The following is a 15,409-nucleotide window of genomic DNA, read 5'->3' as shown; positions in this document are numbered from 1 at the left end:
AGATGGAGGCAGTACATCAAAATATGTCAAGTGAAATAAACTTACAAAAATGGTAGGGATGGGTCAGGGTAACTATGAACGAACAATATTCCGCAATGCGCAGTAACGTCAGTATGCTCGGCAAACTACTCGGCGATACGATCAAGGAAGCACTGGGTGAAAACATCCTTGATAAAGTCGAAACAATCCGCAAGTTGTCAAAGTCATCTCGCGCAGGTAATGAAAAACATCGTCAGGAACTGCTGACCACACTGCAAAACCTGTCTAACGATGAACTGTTGCCCGTTGCCCGCGCATTCAGCCAGTTCCTTAACCTGACCAATACCGCTGAGCAATATCATACGATTTCACCGCACGGCGAAGCCGCGAGTAATCCGGCACAGCTTTCCAACGCCTTTGCGCGCTTAAAAGAAAATAAAGATCTGACCGAACGCGATATCCGTGACGCGGTAGAATCGCTGTCGATCGAGCTGGTGCTGACCGCACACCCAACCGAGATTACCCGCCGTACGCTGATCCACAAACTGGTGGAAGTGAATACCTGCCTCAAGCAGCTCGACCACAACGATTTGGCTGATTATGAGCGCAATCAGATCATGCGCCGTCTTCGCCAGCTGATCGCACAGTCCTGGCATACCGATGAAATTCGCAAAATTCGCCCTACCCCGGTAGATGAAGCCAAATGGGGTTTTGCCGTAGTGGAAAACAGCCTGTGGGAAGGCGTACCCGCCTTTTTACGTGAACTGGATGAGCAGTTGGAACAGGCTTTCGGCTACCGTCTACCCGTTGATGCCGTACCGGTGCGTTTTACCTCCTGGATGGGCGGCGATCGCGACGGTAACCCGAACGTCACAGCAGAAGTCACTCGCCATGTGCTGTTGCTCAGCCGCTGGAAAGCCGCCGATCTGTTCCTGCGTGATATTCAGGTTCTGGTTTCCGAGCTGTCGATGTCCGAGTGTACACCGGAGCTGCTGGAGCTGGCTGGTGGGAGCGAGGTACAGGAACCGTACCGCGCCATCATGAAGTCACTGCGTTCACAGTTGAGCAGTACGCTGAGCTATCTGGAAGCGCGCCTGACAGGTGAAGAGCGCCTGCCGCCTAAAGATCTGCTGATTACCAACGAACAGCTGTGGGAACCGCTCCACGCCTGTTACCAATCGCTGAAAACCTGCGGCATGGGCATCATCGCCGACGGTCGCCTGCTGGATACGCTGCGCCGCGTGCGCTGCTTCGGTGTACCGCTGGTACGCATTGATGTCCGTCAGGAAAGCACCCGCCACACCGACGCGCTGGCCGAAATTACCCGTTATCTGGGTCTGGGCGATTATGAAAGCTGGTCAGAATCCGATAAGCAGGCATTCCTGATCCGCGAACTTAGCTCCAAGCGCCCGCTGCTGCCGCGCTACTGGGAACCGAGTGCAGAGACTAAAGAAGTACTGGATACCTGTCGGGTGATCGCGAAAGCGCCACAGGGTTCTATTGCCGCTTACGTTATTTCAATGGCGCGCACGCCTTCCGACGTGCTGGCCGTTCAACTGTTGCTCAAAGAAGCCGGCTGCCCGTTTGCTCTGCCCGTCGCCCCGCTGTTTGAAACGTTGGATGACCTGAACAACGCCGACGATGTCATGACGCAGTTGCTGAGCATTGACTGGTATCGCGGCTTTATTCAGGGCAAGCAGATGGTGATGATCGGTTATTCCGACTCGGCGAAAGACGCTGGCGTGATGGCTGCCTCCTGGGCGCAGTACCGCGCGCAAGATGCGCTGATCAAAACCTGTGAGAAAGCCGGCATCGCACTCACGCTGTTCCACGGACGTGGAGGTTCCATCGGTCGCGGTGGCGCACCGGCTCATGCCGCACTGTTGTCACAACCACCGGGCAGCCTGAAAGGTGGCCTGCGCGTGACGGAACAAGGCGAGATGATCCGCTTTAAATACGGCCTGCCGGAAGTCACCATCAGCAGCCTGTCGCTGTATACCGGTGCGATTCTGGAAGCCAACCTGCTGCCGCCGCCGGAACCAAAACAGGAATGGCACGAGGTAATGGATGAGCTGTCCCGTGTGTCCTGCGATATGTACCGGGGATACGTGCGTGAAAACCCAGATTTCGTTCCGTACTTCCGCGCCGCTACGCCGGAGCTGGAGCTGGGTAAACTGCCGTTGGGCTCACGCCCGGCCAAGCGTCGCCCGAACGGCGGTGTGGAAAGCCTGCGTGCAATCCCATGGATTTTCGCCTGGACGCAGAACCGCTTGATGCTGCCAGCATGGCTCGGTGCAGGTGCCGCGTTGCAGAAAGCAGTGGATGACGGCAAGCAGGGGCAGTTGGAAGAAATGTGTCGCAACTGGCCATTCTTCTCGACGCGTATCGGCATGCTGGAGATGGTGTTCGCCAAAGCCGACCTGTGGCTGGCGGAGTATTACGATCAGCGTCTGGTAGAAGATAAGCTGTGGCCGTTAGGGAAACAGTTGCGCGATCAGTTGGCCGCCGACATCAGTATTGTGCTGGCGATCTCCAACGACGATCATCTGATGGCAGATTTGCCGTGGATCGCCGAGTCAATCGCACTGCGTAACGTCTACACCGATCCTCTGAACGTGTTGCAAGCCGAGCTGCTGCATCGCTCACGCCAACAGGAACAACCGGATGCCGATCTGGAGCTGGCGTTGATGGTCACCATCGCGGGTGTCGCAGCGGGCATGCGTAATACGGGTTAGTTGCGCAGGAAGCAAAAGCTAAACAGACAGCAAAAACACAGGCCGGTCATTTGACCGGCCTAAAACCAAAAACCTTACGCCAGATATTTATCCTGCAAATAGTTCCGTGCACGATTATCCAGACCGTATTCCACTTCAAGCCAGCTATCGATCGAACCGTGTCGTTCGTAGATGGCCTTCAATGCCGTCACAATGAACTCTTCCTGCACCGACAGCACATAAGAGAACTGTCCCAGCGCTTTCTCATTCAGCGTTGCCGACAGATGTGTCAGTAGCTGCTGGCGGAAGGGCGTCAGCGTCGTGTCTGTGAGCAGGTAATCTTCCATCACGGTCTGTTCATCGGCACCCAGAGCAAACATCACCAGCGCCGACCCGATACCGGTGCGATCTTTTCCCACCGCGCAGTGCTGTACCAGCCCGCCCTCATCTGGCCGTAATAGCAGCGACACCAGTTGCTTATAGGCAGAATTATTGAAGGGCAAACGGCGATAGAGTTCTAACATAAACGCACGGGAATCAAATGCCGCCAGCACATCGGACCCCAGCGAATCCAGGTTGGCCGTCACTTCGTGGCGTAACGGATTGGCCGGATAAGCGTGATAATTGGCCCCAGTCCACAGTACATCGGGCTTCTGCGCAATTTCATCAGCATCCCGATAATCCACCACGTGAGAAATCGGCACGCCAGCAAGGTGTTCACAATCCGCCTGACTCAGCAGATCCAGCGAACCGGAGCGAAACAGTTTACCGTGTCGGATAAGCCGTCCATCAGCAGCCCGGTTTCCACCTAAATCACGGAAATTGATTCCGCCATGCAGCGGTAATAAAGAGGGGTGAAGCAACGTTGGTTCGGTCATACATCTCCTTGCGAGGTTGAAAGGCGAGCAAGGCAACCGTATTACACACGCAGAGCGTGTCGCAGGTTAACCCAATAAACCAGAACAAGTTGTTAGGATAAGGGCTGGCCTCTGCGATGACCAGCCCAAAATACCACCAATTTTTTGTGCTTATTCAGCGGCTAACAGACGGCGTGTCGCATCCAGCAGCACCTTGATGACGGTGGTTTCAGCCAGTTTCATGGCCGCCGCATCCGGGATTTCCTGCTGGGTACGGTTCACGATCACACCCGCGATCATCCCCGCTTTTAGCCCCTGACTGGCGCACATGGTCAACAGCGTGGCAGATTCCATTTCATAGTTCAGCACGCCCATGCTCTGCCACTCTTCCATCGAACCGCGGAAGCGACGTACCACGCGGCCAGAGAAGGTGTCATAACGTTCCTGGCCAGGATAGAACGTGTCGGAAGACGCCGTGATGCCCACGTGCAACGCGGCACCCGACGCTTTCGTGGCTTCCACCAGCGCGGTAGTACAGCCGAAATCCGCCACGGCAGGGAACTCCATTGGCGCGAAGTGCAGGCTCGCACCGTCAAGACGGACGGCGGCGGTGGTCACTAACACATCACCGACATTGATGCCGGACTGAATCGCCCCTGTCGTACCCACGCGCAGGAAAGTGCGAATGCCGAGCTGCGCCAATTCTTCTACCGCAATTGACGTTGATGGGCCACCGATACCGGTCGAGCAAACAATAACGGCCTTGCCGTCCAGCTCTGCACGCCAGGAGGTAAATTCACGGTGTGATGCCAGATGTACCGGGTTATCCATCAGGCGAGCAATTTTCTCAACACGCTCAGGATCGCCGGGCACGATAGCCAGCGTCGCACCCTGTAAATCGTTCTTGACCAGACCAAGATGGAACACATCAGATGTAGACATAACTGCCTCCCGGGCAACCAATTGGGTATTCAGAGAAATCGTGCCGAACGCCTCATCTATGCTGCTTGTCGCAGTCTGTAAGCATCCGTCTAATAAAAGACTCTAGCGCATCATGGCGCTTTTTTAAGTGATGCTTATCACCTATGGAAAAGAAACGATAACCAACATACATAAAAGATGTGATTTAAATCACTATTTATTGGGTGAGGAATTCATTTTTGCCGATTAATTGTCTTCTAGTGTAGATTCTTTAATCATTGATGGTATTTATCATGACATTCCTCTTTCACATGAAACTCGGCAGACCGGTAACAGGAGAGCGCGTAATGAAGACTGATGAACAGACGACCTTCAAACACCTTCCTCAAGGGTTATCCCCGGCGGTAGAACCACAGGGCTTCTCCATCATTACAACGGATTCTGTCGGTATCGTTGCCAGTGAAACCACCATTCCTTCTCAGGGGGAACAGCTACCTGCTTATATCGCCAGACCCGTGAATCACGATGGACCGCTCCCTATCGTCCTGGTCGTGCAGGAAATTTTCGGCGTTCATCAACACATTCAGGATGTTTGCCGCAGGCTGGCTAAGCAGGGCTATATGGCCATCGCGCCAGAGCTGTATTTTCGTCAGGGCAACCCCAGCCACTATAAAGATATTCAGCAAATTCTGACTGAGCTGGTACATAAGGTTCCCGATTCACAGGTGTTATCCGATCTCGATCGCGCCGCCAACTGGGCGATTAAACAGGGCGGCGATGCCAGTAAGCTGGCAATAACGGGGTTTTGTTGGGGCGGTCGCATTACCTGGCTCTACGCCGCGCATAATCCGCAGCTCAAAGCAGCCGTAGCTTGGTATGGCAAACTTACCGGAGAGAAAACGCTGAATAGCCCCAAACATCCGGTCGATATCGCAACGGAATTGGAAGCCCCCGTGTTGGGGTTATATGGGGCAAAAGACGCGAGTATTCCGCTGGAAAAAGTGGATATCATGCGACAGGCACTACGCGCCGCGAATGCGACGGCAGAAATCATCGTCTACCCCGATGCGGGTCATGCTTTCCATGCCGATTACCGCCCCAGCTATCATAAAGAATCCGCTCGTGACGGCTGGCAACGGATGCTGGCATGGTTCCAGAAAAACGGCGTAGCATAACGCCATCACACTATTTCTAAAAAAAACCATCGGTGATCGGTTCATGCCGATGTTAGCCATCGAGAAACCGGGGCTACCACGGAGTGAGGCATCCCTGCGGGGACCTCATCTCCGTGTTTCCTCCGGCATCCATATCGACGCGATCGGCATTAACCGTTACCTGGTTACAGAGGCCGCCTTAGAACGTCGTCCAGTCGCCATTGTTGCCTTGATCTTTCGCAGGTGCTAAAGACAGCGTTGGGGTGCGTGTTGGAGCCGCTGCATAAGAAGCCGTTTTGTCGTTGCCATACGGCAGCAATTTAAACGCACTCACCGCTTCCGCCAGCACGGAAGCCTGTGCTTGCAAGGAAAGTGCCGCAGAGGCTGATTCTTCAACCAGAGCCGCATTCTGCTGGGTCGTGGTATCAATTTGCCCAACCGCCAAATTCATCTGGTTAATCCCGTCGCTCTGCTCACGACTGGCCTGCGAGATTTCACTGATGATCTCATTTACATCCTGCACGTAGCCGGTTAATCCGCCCATGGTTTCTTCAGCTGTATCCACCAGCGACATGCCTTCCTGGATTTTGCTCACGGAATCGTCGATCAAATCCTTGATCTCACGCGCGGCCGTTGCACTACGCTGTGCCAGAGAGCGCACTTCACCTGCCACCACCGCAAAACCACGCCCTTGTTCGCCCGCACGCGCCGCTTCAACCGCCGCGTTCAGTGCCAGAATATTGGTCTGGAAGGCAATCCCATCGATCACACCAATGATCTCCGCCATACGCTGGGATGAATCACGAATACCGCGCATCTTCTGCGTCACGGAAACCATAACGTCGCCGCTTTGCTTCGCCGCACCAGAGGCTTTGTTCGCGATGTCTGTTGCCTGCTGGGTGTTTTCCGCCGTGTTCTTAATGGTCGAGGTCAGCTGTTCCATCGACGCCGCCGTTTCTTCCAGCGAGCTGGCTTGCTCTTCGGTGCGCGAAGACAGATCCTGATTACCTGCGGCAATCTGCGAAGCCGCCGTCGAGATGGTTTCCGCCCCGTCACGTACCTGCCCGACAATCGTGCTCAGACTGGTGTTCATGTGATCCAACGATTGCAGCAGTTGTCCCGTTTCATCTTTGCTGGTAACAGTAATACGTGAGGTCAGGTCACCCTGCGCGACTCGGTCTGCCACTTGCAAAGCCTGCTGTATTGGCCGGGTTACGCTGCGCGTGATCGACCAGGCAATCAATGCGCCAAATAAGGCACCTAATGCCAGAATGAGCAGCAGAATAATACGCGTCTCGCCGTATACCTCAGCCATGGCTTCAACAGAGGTGTCCATCGCATCATCCTGATAATTCACTAATTGCTTCACCGCATCACGGTATTGGCGTTGAACCACGTTCAGGTTGTTGTTGAACTCTTCGATCGCCGCTTCCCGATTGCCCGCAACCACATCGCTAATGATTTTATCGCCAGATTTCAGAAACTCGTTACGTATCACACGTATCGCACGTATCTGGCTAACCGAACGATCTTCAACCGTTTGGCTTTCTAGTTTATCCAGCAGGCGACCAATTTCCTGACGGAACTCATTCACGCGAGTCACGTTGGTCTGGATCTGTTCCTCACCCGAAACCAGCATCAACCGCTGATACGCCACCAGAATACTCGTGACATTGTCGATGAGGTTATTGGCATCAATCGTTTGTGGATACACGTCTTTGACAATGCCTCTGGCACCGTCCTGAAAACTGGATAGCTTAGACAGGGAAAAAAGACTTACGGCAAACAACATCAGAATCAGGATGGCAAATCCAGCCCCCAATCGATAGCCAATACGCCAGTTTGCTACATTCATGTCTCACTCCTTTTAGGTAATGCATAGCAAGGTCAGTTGCGCGCATGTCGCAACTTGATGAACCACAGGGCAGAAAATGGCTGGCTATCCGAAGGAAAAAGCGGTTCCTTCTGGCATACCCGAGATACCTTGAGGCAGGCATTTTTACGCACGCTCTCAGCATGAGAGGTACGATCAAAAGTCAAATAATCTTCCTCAGGTGTTGAGGTGCAAAAGTGGCAATAAATCTAACAGTGGTACAAATACGATTGATAAGACTGCGGAGACGTTATCAAGGTGAGATGATGACCTTCCCTCTCCGTATTCGTGCATCCATAGCCGTTCCTGTGTTATTCACTTTATCGGCAACATGTTTCTGAACTTTACAAATTGATCGTTTAAATCATTCAAAAACATATAATAAATAGATTTAAACTATCAAAATTTAAGTTTCGATCGGAAAAATCACAGATTAATTTAACAATAATTAACAAAAATAATGCCTCAACTACATTAAATGATAGTCAGACCTATTTGATATTAAAAATAAACAGATGGAATTTTTCTTAAAAAAGGACAACCGCCTGAATAAGCAGAGTAAAAAACGTATTTACTCTATACCCATCATACTTCAAGTTGCATGTGCGTTAGCTGCGTTCGTTACCCGGCTCATCCATGAGCCTCGTCCCGTTGGGGCCGCTGCAAGCAGCCAAACGATAAGCGTAAATTTACGCTTTATTTGCCAGCACCAGCATTGGGGTGCTCACCGTCTTTGGTGCATAAGACTCAGCATCACCACGGCTATACGACTGTATTTTAAACGCGCTTACCGCTTGCGCCAGAACGGAGGCCTGCGCTTGCAGAGACAAGGCCGCAGACGCTGATTCTTCAACCAACGCTGCATTCTGCTGGGTCGTAGTATCAATTTGCCCAATCGCCAGATTCATCTGGTTAATTCCATCACTCTGTTCGCGGCTGGCCTGTGAAATTTCAGTGATAATGTTGTGCACGTCCTTCACATGGGACGTTAACCCTCCCATGGTTTCTTCGGCGGTATCGACAAGATCCATACCTTCATGAATTTTGCTTACGGAATCATCGATCAAATCCTTAATCTCCCGCGCGGCTGTCGCGCTGCGCTGTGCTAGCGAGCGAACCTCTCCTGCCACCACCGCAAAACCTCGCCCTTGTTCGCCCGCCCGCGCGGCTTCAACCGCCGCATTCAGTGCCAGAATGTTGGTTTGGAACGCAATACCGTCAATCACCCCAATGATTTCTGCCATACGCTGAGATGAATCGCGAATACCGCGCATTTTCTGCGTCACGGACAGCATGACATCACCACTTTTTTTCGCGGCACCCGTGGCCTTATTCGCAATCTCCGTCGCCTGCTGGGTGTTTTCCGCCGTGTTCTTAATGGTAGAGGTCAGCTGTTCCATTGAGGCTGCCGTTTCTTCCAGCGAGCTGGCCTGCTCCTCTGTGCGCGATGACAGATCCTGATTCCCTGCGGTGATTTGCGATGCCGCTGTCGAGATAGTTTCTGCGCCGTCACGCACCTGGCCGACAATCGCGCTTAGGCTGGTATTCATACGATCCAACGATTGCAGCAGCAATCCGGTTTCATCTTTGCTAGCCACCGTGATGCGTGAAGTCAGATCGCCCTGCGCCACCCGGTCAGCCACTTGCAAAGCCTGCTCTATTGGGCGGGTTACGCTGCGCGTGATCAACCAGGCAATCAATGCACCAGAAGCTGCACCCAACGCTAAAATAAATAGCAAAATGATGCGAGTACTGCTGTATACCTCCGCCATGGCTTCGACAGATGTATTCATCGCATCATCCTGATAATTCACCAACTGCTTCACAGAATCACGGTACTTACGTTGAATCACGTTCAGCCTGGTATTGAATTCCTCTACCGCAACATCGTTATTACCCGCCAGCGCATCACTAATAATTTTATCGCCGGATTTGATGAACTCGGCACGTAGAATGCGGATGGCGTCAACTTGCTTGTGAGAACGCTCTCCTGAGGCATTTTTTTCCAGATTGTCGAGCAGGCGGCCAATTTCTTTGCGGTACGCCATAATCTGATCGACATATCCCTGACGCTGTTCCTGACCGGATACCAACATCATCTGCAAATAGGCGACAAAATGACCATTCACATTATCGATAAGATTATTGGCATCTACCGTTTGTGGATAAACGTCCTTGACGATTTCTCTGGCACCATCCTGAAAACCGGATAGTTTAGACAGGGAAAATAGACTCACGGCAAATAACATCAGAATCAGGACGGTAAACCCGCCTCCTAATCGATAGCCAATACGCCAATTCGCTACGTTCACATCTCACTCCTTTTAGGTAATAAATAATAATGACTACTACACACGGCACGCCGTTTAATAACGTCGTAGCGTGGGGAAATAATATTTTTCCGGGGAAAGATATATGCTTTATGAGTATATTTAATCTACCCACAAGAGAGTAATTACAGGTGCACTTTCAACATAAATAAAACGTTAAAAATAAAAAACCTTCGCTCTATTGGTACATCCTGATCCGCCTCCATGCCGCTTACCTTATCGGCACAATATTCTCTAGCTTTATGACCGTGTCGATTCAATCCTGCTAAAAATAGAGACATAGATAGTGGATGAATATTCATTTTTGAAAAACAACCTACCAGTTGACGCAGGAAATAATGGGGATAACGCGGCGACTTTATTAAAGAAAAGACAATATAGTTAATTTTTAGGAAGGGAAGATATTTGCAGTGAGAAATAATGAGTCATCGGGAGAAAAAGCAAAATAGCGTGTATTTTATCTATTCGTGATAGTGTACAAAAAATCAGGGAGGCCATAGCCTCCCTGATGTCATAAGCCATTAACTATTACCGGGTTTCACGAAGACGTTGTGCTGCCTGAACCATATTCGCCAGCGCCTGACGCGTTTCCGGCCAGCCACGGGTTTTCAGACCGCAGTCTGGGTTCACCCACAGGCGTTCCGCTGGGATACGCTGCGCCGCTTTCTTCAGCAGATCTTCCATCCATTCCACGCTCGGTACGTTCGGAGAGTGGATATCATAAACGCCCGGACCGATTTCATTCGGGTATTCGAATTCTTCAAACGACTCCAGCAATTCCATATCGGAGCGAGAGGTTTCAATCGTAATCACGTCTGCATCCAGCGCGGCGATAGAATCCATGATGTCGTTAAACTCGCAATAACACATGTGAGTATGGATTTGCGTATCATCTTTCGCTACGGCGGCATTCAGACGGAAGGCGTCCACTGCCCATGCCAGATAAGCATCCCAGTCAGATCGGTGCAGCGGCAGACCTTCACGCAGTGCCGGTTCGTCAATCTGGATGATACCAATGCCTGCGGCTTCCAAATCGGCCACTTCGTCACGCAGTGCCAACGCAATCTGCTTGGCAATGGTTTCACGCGTCACATCTTCACGCGGGAAGGACCAGCACAGGATGGTCACCGGACCTGTCAGCATGCCTTTCATCGGCTTGTCGGTCAGAGACTGTGCGTATTTCGCCCATTCAACAGTGATCGCTTCCGGACGGCTCACATCACCAATGATAACCGGCGGTTTCACACAGCGAGAACCGTAGCTCTGCACCCAGCCATTCTGGGTAAAGACAAACCCATCCAGATGCTCACCGAAATATTCCACCATGTCGTTACGTTCAGCTTCACCGTGCACCAGCACGTCCAGACCCAGACGCTCTTGCTCAGCTACAGCTTGTTTGATGTGCTCGGCGATGCCGGTGCGGTAGTTATTACTATCTAAACGACCTTGTTTGAAATCCAGACGCAGGCCGCGAATTTCGGTGGTTTGCGGGAAAGAACCGATCGTGGTGGTCGGCCATGCTGGCAGATTAAAGCGCTCGCGCTGAGCATCGGCACGCACGGAATACACATTCTGACGCTGGCTGTCCTGTGCGGTGATAGCCGCCAAGCGCTGCGCAACAGCGGCATTATTCACGCGCGTCGAGGTACGGCGAGCGCGAATCGGTGCACTGTAGGCGTCCAGTGCCTGACCATTACCGCTATTCAGTGCCTGAGACAGCAGCGACAGTTCCGCACATTTCTGAATCGCGAAGGCGAACCAGCTCTTCACTTCATCATCCAGACGTACTTCCACGCTCAGATCGATCGGGCTATGCAGCAGTGAGCATGAGCTTCCCAGCCACAGATCCCGCGTTCCCACCAGCGGTTGCAAACGCTCAAACCAGCTGCTCAGGTCAGCACGCCAGACGTTACGGCCGTTAATCACCCCCAGAGACAAAACCCAGTTAGCAGGCAGTTGAGCATTCAGCGTAGCGGCATCATCCTTACCGTGAACCAGATCGATATGCAGCCCCTGAACGGGCAGCGCTTTGATCGTTTCCAAATTCTGGCTAACGCTGTCGAAATAGGTCGTCAGCAACAGTTTCACCTGACCTTGCAGCGCGTCGTAAGCGGGTTTAAACGCAGCCAGCCATTCTTGCGGCAGTTCCAGCGCCAGCGCAGGCTCATCAATCTGCACCCATTCAATGCCGCGCTTCGCCAACTCAGCCAACACCTGTTGGTAAACTGGCAGAATGTCTTGCAGCAGTGATAGACGGTCGAATTGTTCGCCTTTCACTTTGCCCAGCCACAGGTAGGTAACCGGGCCTAATAGAACAGGTTTAACTTTATGGCCCAATGCCAGCGCTTCATCCACTTCATCCAGCAGTTGCGTCCAGGTCAGTTTGAACTGCTGCCCTTGAGTGAATTCCGGCACCATGTAGTGATAGTTGGTGTTAAACCATTTGGTCATTTCTGCCGCAGCGGCAGGCTGACCGCTTGGCGCACGTCCACGGCCAATACGGAACAGCGTGTCCAGATCGACCGAGCCGTCTTCATTCTGATGACGCGCAGGTACGTTACCCAGCAGCAGACTCGTGGTCAGCACATGGTCGTACCAGGCGAAATCACCCACTGGCAGCAGATCAACGCCAGCATCCTTCTGTTGTTGCCAATGACGCGCACGCAGCTCACGTCCAACGGTCAGCAACTCTTCCTGTGTCGCGTTACCTGCCCAATAGCTTTCCTGCGCTTTTTTCAGTTCACGGCGTAGTCCAACACGCGGAAAACCCAGTGTGTGATTCACAATCGCCATCGTTAATTCCTCATTTAGCCGTCCAGATGTTTACACATCCATAATCCGCAGGTACTGTAGTAATCACAAGCGCAATTTATTCACTGTCACTGTGAAGGACTCTCATGATCGAATTTAAACACCTGCGAACGCTGCAAGCACTGCGCAATACCGGATCGTTAGCCGCCGCTGCCGCTGCACTTCACCAAACCCAATCGGCGTTATCCCACCAGTTCAGCGATCTGGAACAGCGCCTTGGGTTCAGGCTATTCGTGCGTAAAAGCCAGCCGTTGCGCTTTACGCCTCAGGGAGAAATTCTGTTGCAGTTGGCAGAACAGGTGTTACCGCAAATCCAGCAGGCGTTGCAGTCGTGCCATGAGCCGCACCAAACCACGCTGCGTCTGGCCATTGAGTGCCATAGCTGTATTCAGTGGCTGACGCCTGCGCTAGACGAGTTTCATCAGCACTGGCCACAGGTGGCGATGGATTTTAAATCAGGCGTCACGTTCGATCCTCAACCAGCGCTCCAGCAAGGCGAATTAGATCTGGTTATGACCTCCGACATCATGCCGCGCAGCGGGCTGCACTATTCACCGCTGTTTGATTTTGAAGTCAGACTGGTACTGGCTCCTGACCATCCGCTAGCAGGAAAAGAGAAAATCGAACCGGAAGATTTCAGCGCAGAAACCCTGATGATCTATCCGGTACAACGGCAGCGGCTGGACGTCTGGCGTCACTTCTTACAACCCGCAGGCGTCAGTCCTGCGCTGAAAAGCGTGGACAATACGCTGCTGTTGATTCAGATGGTCGCCGCCCGTATGGGCATCGCCGCGCTACCCCACTGGGTGGTGGAAAGCTTCGAGCGTCAGGGGCTGATTGTAACTAAATCGTTGGGGGATGGGCTGTGGAGCCGGTTGTACGCCGCCGTCCGCGACGGAGAACAGCGCCAACCGGTCATTGATGCGTTTATTCGTTCGGCGCGCCAGCACGCTTGTGATCATTTACCGTTCGTGAAGGATGCTTCACGACCCAATGCTGGTGTACCCACAGCGAGGACGTAATGATTGCAGTCCCCACGATAAAGCTCAGCCAGTCTGGCGTTTTGTGCCAGATAGCGAAGTTGACCAGTAGTCCAGCCGGCACGTGAAAGTTATTCATTATGCTGAGAGTTCCGGCATCCACCTGGGTTGCGCCATAGTTCCACATAAAATAACCCAGGCCTGAAGCACCAATTCCCAGCCAGGCTAGCACACCCCACTGCAAAGTTGTGGTGGGCAGCTTAGCCATATTGCCGAAGAGCAGCCACGCGGTGATCGTCACGATCGCCGCACCCAGATAAAACCAGGAAAACGCGCAGTGTTGCGGCACAGGGTGAATCTCCATCAGACGCTTATAGCCAACCTGACCTGCGGCAAAACACACGTTAGCGACCTGCACCAGCAGGAATCCCCACCAGAAATGCTCACTCACGCCGTGATAGTGGATTACGGCTGCACCGAATACTGCCAGAAGCGCGCTCATCGCGTAGCCCCAGCGCAGGCGCTGTCGGGCAAGCAGATCGTAAATCAGCGTGACGTACAGCGGCGTCATCACCGTAAAGAGTAAAAACTCAGGTACAGTTAGGTACAGGTAAGCTTGAAATACGAACAGGTACATGATACCCAGTTGGCAAGCGCCCACTAACATATACAAGAAAATGACGCGCGGCGCGTAGCCTCGCCAGCGTAAGAACGGCAAAAATACCACTGCTGCTGCCGTCAGGCGGAACATCGCAGAAAACCAGCTATCAACCTGACCGGCCAGATATTCGCCAATCAGACTGAATGAAAATGCCCACAAGATCGTGGTGATAATAAGTAATGGCACGACAGCATCCACTGAGAAAAAAGTATCGTCATTGTAGCGGAGATGGCTGAATGAACATCAGTCAATATGGTTTACATCAGGACAAATAACAAGCAAACAGAAAGTAAGCTCAGAGAAGAAAAGATGTGACGTTAAATACCTTTATCCAGATAACACGCGCTCTATTCAATATCTTTCATTAATGCCGTGTTCTACAGAATAAACAGAGCCTCGTTTTGTAAAAAAAGAGGCTCGTTAATCTAAGAATTAAATCTGCCACCTGAACCAGGCAAAGAAAACATTACCGTTATTGTAGGTTCCGGGAATATATGTCGCCTGGAAAGAAAGTTTGCTATAACTTATTGACGCCAAAGGCAACAATACAGGGATCGGGATATATTTCCAATTATCACGCATCGTGAAACCCGCCGTAAAGCCCAGACCTAGTTGAAAATCCTGATCGCGGGTGGGTCGCCAACGCTTTTCATAACCATAGCCACCGATAGGCTCCCATTTATTATAGGAGTCTTTGAACGCCATGAGATAAAGCCCGTGCCAATCTCCATCCTGATCCAGGCGAGAAACACCGTAACCCGCGCCCCACGGCCTTTCATTATATCTGTCAGTCTTTTCTTTATCGTACGTCCAGCGGTTATGCCAGGTGATAGCAGGGATATAAATATCGTGACTCTGCGGTGCATTCCAGGTCGTAGACAGGTTATTTTTACTTCTCTGCCACCAACTTTCATCCTGCTTATTCGACACAGAATCAGTAGAACCCACCGCGGCAGATGCAGGGTTTTCCATGCTGCCGGTATTATTTATGCTTTCTACTGCGTAACTCGAAAAAGGGATAATGGGTAGTGTAATCAAACTCAACGTGATTAACGTTCGCTTCAAATGCATATAAGGTTCTCTGTAACAGCGTCACGATTCCATTCAAACAAAGGTGATCCAGACAAAA

The 15,409-nt window shown here is 52.0% G+C and carries 10 protein-coding genes; 3 read left to right on the top strand and 7 right to left on the bottom strand.

The window, feature by feature from the left end; translation table 11 throughout:
- The first annotated feature begins 74 nt into the window (after positions 1-74).
- On the top strand, positions 75-2,714 hold the full coding sequence (ppc, locus tag AACH44_RS00600) for a phosphoenolpyruvate carboxylase (protein ID WP_261846875.1): 2,640 nt from the start codon (positions 75-77) through the stop codon (positions 2,712-2,714).
- Positions 2,715-2,788: 74 nt separating this feature from the next.
- Here the strand turns inward: ppc and AACH44_RS00595 are convergent, their stop codons facing one another.
- Positions 2,789-3,571 carry a tyrosine-protein phosphatase gene (locus tag AACH44_RS00595; protein WP_261847481.1) on the bottom strand — a complete coding sequence of 261 codons (783 nt, stop codon included), beginning with the start codon at positions 3,569-3,571 and terminating at the stop codon, positions 2,789-2,791.
- A 150-nt stretch (positions 3,572-3,721) separates the two neighbouring features.
- Positions 3,722-4,492 (bottom strand): uridine phosphorylase, encoded by a 771-nt coding sequence (udp, locus tag AACH44_RS00590; RefSeq protein WP_261847480.1) that lies wholly within the window; start codon positions 4,490-4,492, stop codon positions 3,722-3,724.
- Between the two features lie 326 nt (positions 4,493-4,818).
- Here udp and AACH44_RS00585 point away from each other — a divergent pair, with 326 nt between their 5' ends.
- A complete protein-coding gene (locus AACH44_RS00585) occupies positions 4,819-5,646 on the top strand; it encodes a dienelactone hydrolase family protein (protein ID WP_338659453.1) in 828 nt (275 codons plus the stop codon).
- 178 nt (positions 5,647-5,824) lie between these two features.
- Here AACH44_RS00585 and AACH44_RS00580 read toward each other — a convergent pair whose 3' ends face one another.
- The 3 genes from AACH44_RS00580 to metE all read right to left on the bottom strand — a co-directional run bounded on the left by AACH44_RS00580 (position 5,825) and on the right by metE (position 12,621).
- The gene (locus tag AACH44_RS00580) at positions 5,825-7,480 is read right to left on the bottom strand and encodes a methyl-accepting chemotaxis protein (RefSeq protein WP_261847478.1); all 1,656 of its coding nucleotides are present in this window, start codon (positions 7,478-7,480) and stop codon (positions 5,825-5,827) included.
- Positions 7,481-8,187: 707 nt separating this feature from the next.
- Positions 8,188-9,810: a methyl-accepting chemotaxis protein gene (locus AACH44_RS00575; RefSeq protein WP_261847477.1), complete on the bottom strand. Its 1,623-nt coding sequence runs from the start codon at positions 9,808-9,810 to the stop codon at positions 8,188-8,190.
- 546 nt (positions 9,811-10,356) lie between these two features.
- Positions 10,357-12,621 carry a 5-methyltetrahydropteroyltriglutamate--homocysteine S-methyltransferase gene (gene metE, locus AACH44_RS00570; protein WP_338659452.1) on the bottom strand — a complete coding sequence of 755 codons (2,265 nt, stop codon included), beginning with the start codon at positions 12,619-12,621 and terminating at the stop codon, positions 10,357-10,359.
- Between the two features lie 104 nt (positions 12,622-12,725).
- Between metE and metR the strand changes: the two genes are divergently transcribed.
- Positions 12,726-13,661 (top strand): HTH-type transcriptional regulator MetR, encoded by a 936-nt coding sequence (gene metR, locus AACH44_RS00565; protein ID WP_261847475.1) that lies wholly within the window; start codon positions 12,726-12,728, stop codon positions 13,659-13,661.
- Here metR and AACH44_RS00560 read toward each other — a convergent pair.
- Both AACH44_RS00560 and pagP read right to left on the bottom strand, forming a co-directional pair.
- Positions 13,567-14,466, bottom strand: a complete 900-nt coding sequence (locus AACH44_RS00560; protein ID WP_261847474.1) for a carboxylate/amino acid/amine transporter — start codon at positions 14,464-14,466, stop codon at positions 13,567-13,569. The two genes, metR and AACH44_RS00560, sit on opposite strands and share 95 nt — an antisense overlap.
- Before the next feature lie 246 nt (positions 14,467-14,712).
- On the bottom strand, positions 14,713-15,351 hold the full coding sequence (gene pagP, locus AACH44_RS00555) for a lipid IV(A) palmitoyltransferase PagP (RefSeq protein WP_261847473.1): 639 nt from the start codon (positions 15,349-15,351) through the stop codon (positions 14,713-14,715).
- Positions 15,352-15,409: the final 58 nt, after the last annotated feature.

Source organism: Pectobacterium araliae, assembly GCF_037076465.1.
GTDB classification, from domain to species: Bacteria; Pseudomonadota; Gammaproteobacteria; order Enterobacterales; family Enterobacteriaceae; genus Pectobacterium; species Pectobacterium araliae.
Note: the sequence above shows the minus strand (reverse complement) of the source record. Positions and strands in the feature narration are given on the sequence as shown.

Excerpts from the sequence above, each read along its gene's own strand:
- AACH44_RS00595 (WP_261847481.1), bottom strand. The coding sequence starts at position 3,571 with ATGACCGAACCAACGTTGCTTCACCCCTCTTTATTACCGCTGCATGGC.
- AACH44_RS00580 (WP_261847478.1), bottom strand. The coding sequence starts at position 7,480 with ATGAATGTAGCAAACTGGCGTATTGGCTATCGATTGGGGGCTGGATTT.
- udp (WP_261847480.1), bottom strand. The coding sequence starts at position 4,492 with ATGTCTACATCTGATGTGTTCCATCTTGGTCTGGTCAAGAACGATTTA.
- AACH44_RS00585 (WP_338659453.1), top strand. The coding sequence starts at position 4,819 with ATGAAGACTGATGAACAGACGACCTTCAAACACCTTCCTCAAGGGTTA.
- pagP (WP_261847473.1), bottom strand. The coding sequence starts at position 15,351 with ATGCATTTGAAGCGAACGTTAATCACGTTGAGTTTGATTACACTACCC.
- metR (WP_261847475.1), top strand. The coding sequence starts at position 12,726 with ATGATCGAATTTAAACACCTGCGAACGCTGCAAGCACTGCGCAATACC.
- metE (WP_338659452.1), bottom strand. The coding sequence starts at position 12,621 with ATGGCGATTGTGAATCACACACTGGGTTTTCCGCGTGTTGGACTACGC.
- ppc (WP_261846875.1), top strand. The coding sequence starts at position 75 with ATGAACGAACAATATTCCGCAATGCGCAGTAACGTCAGTATGCTCGGC.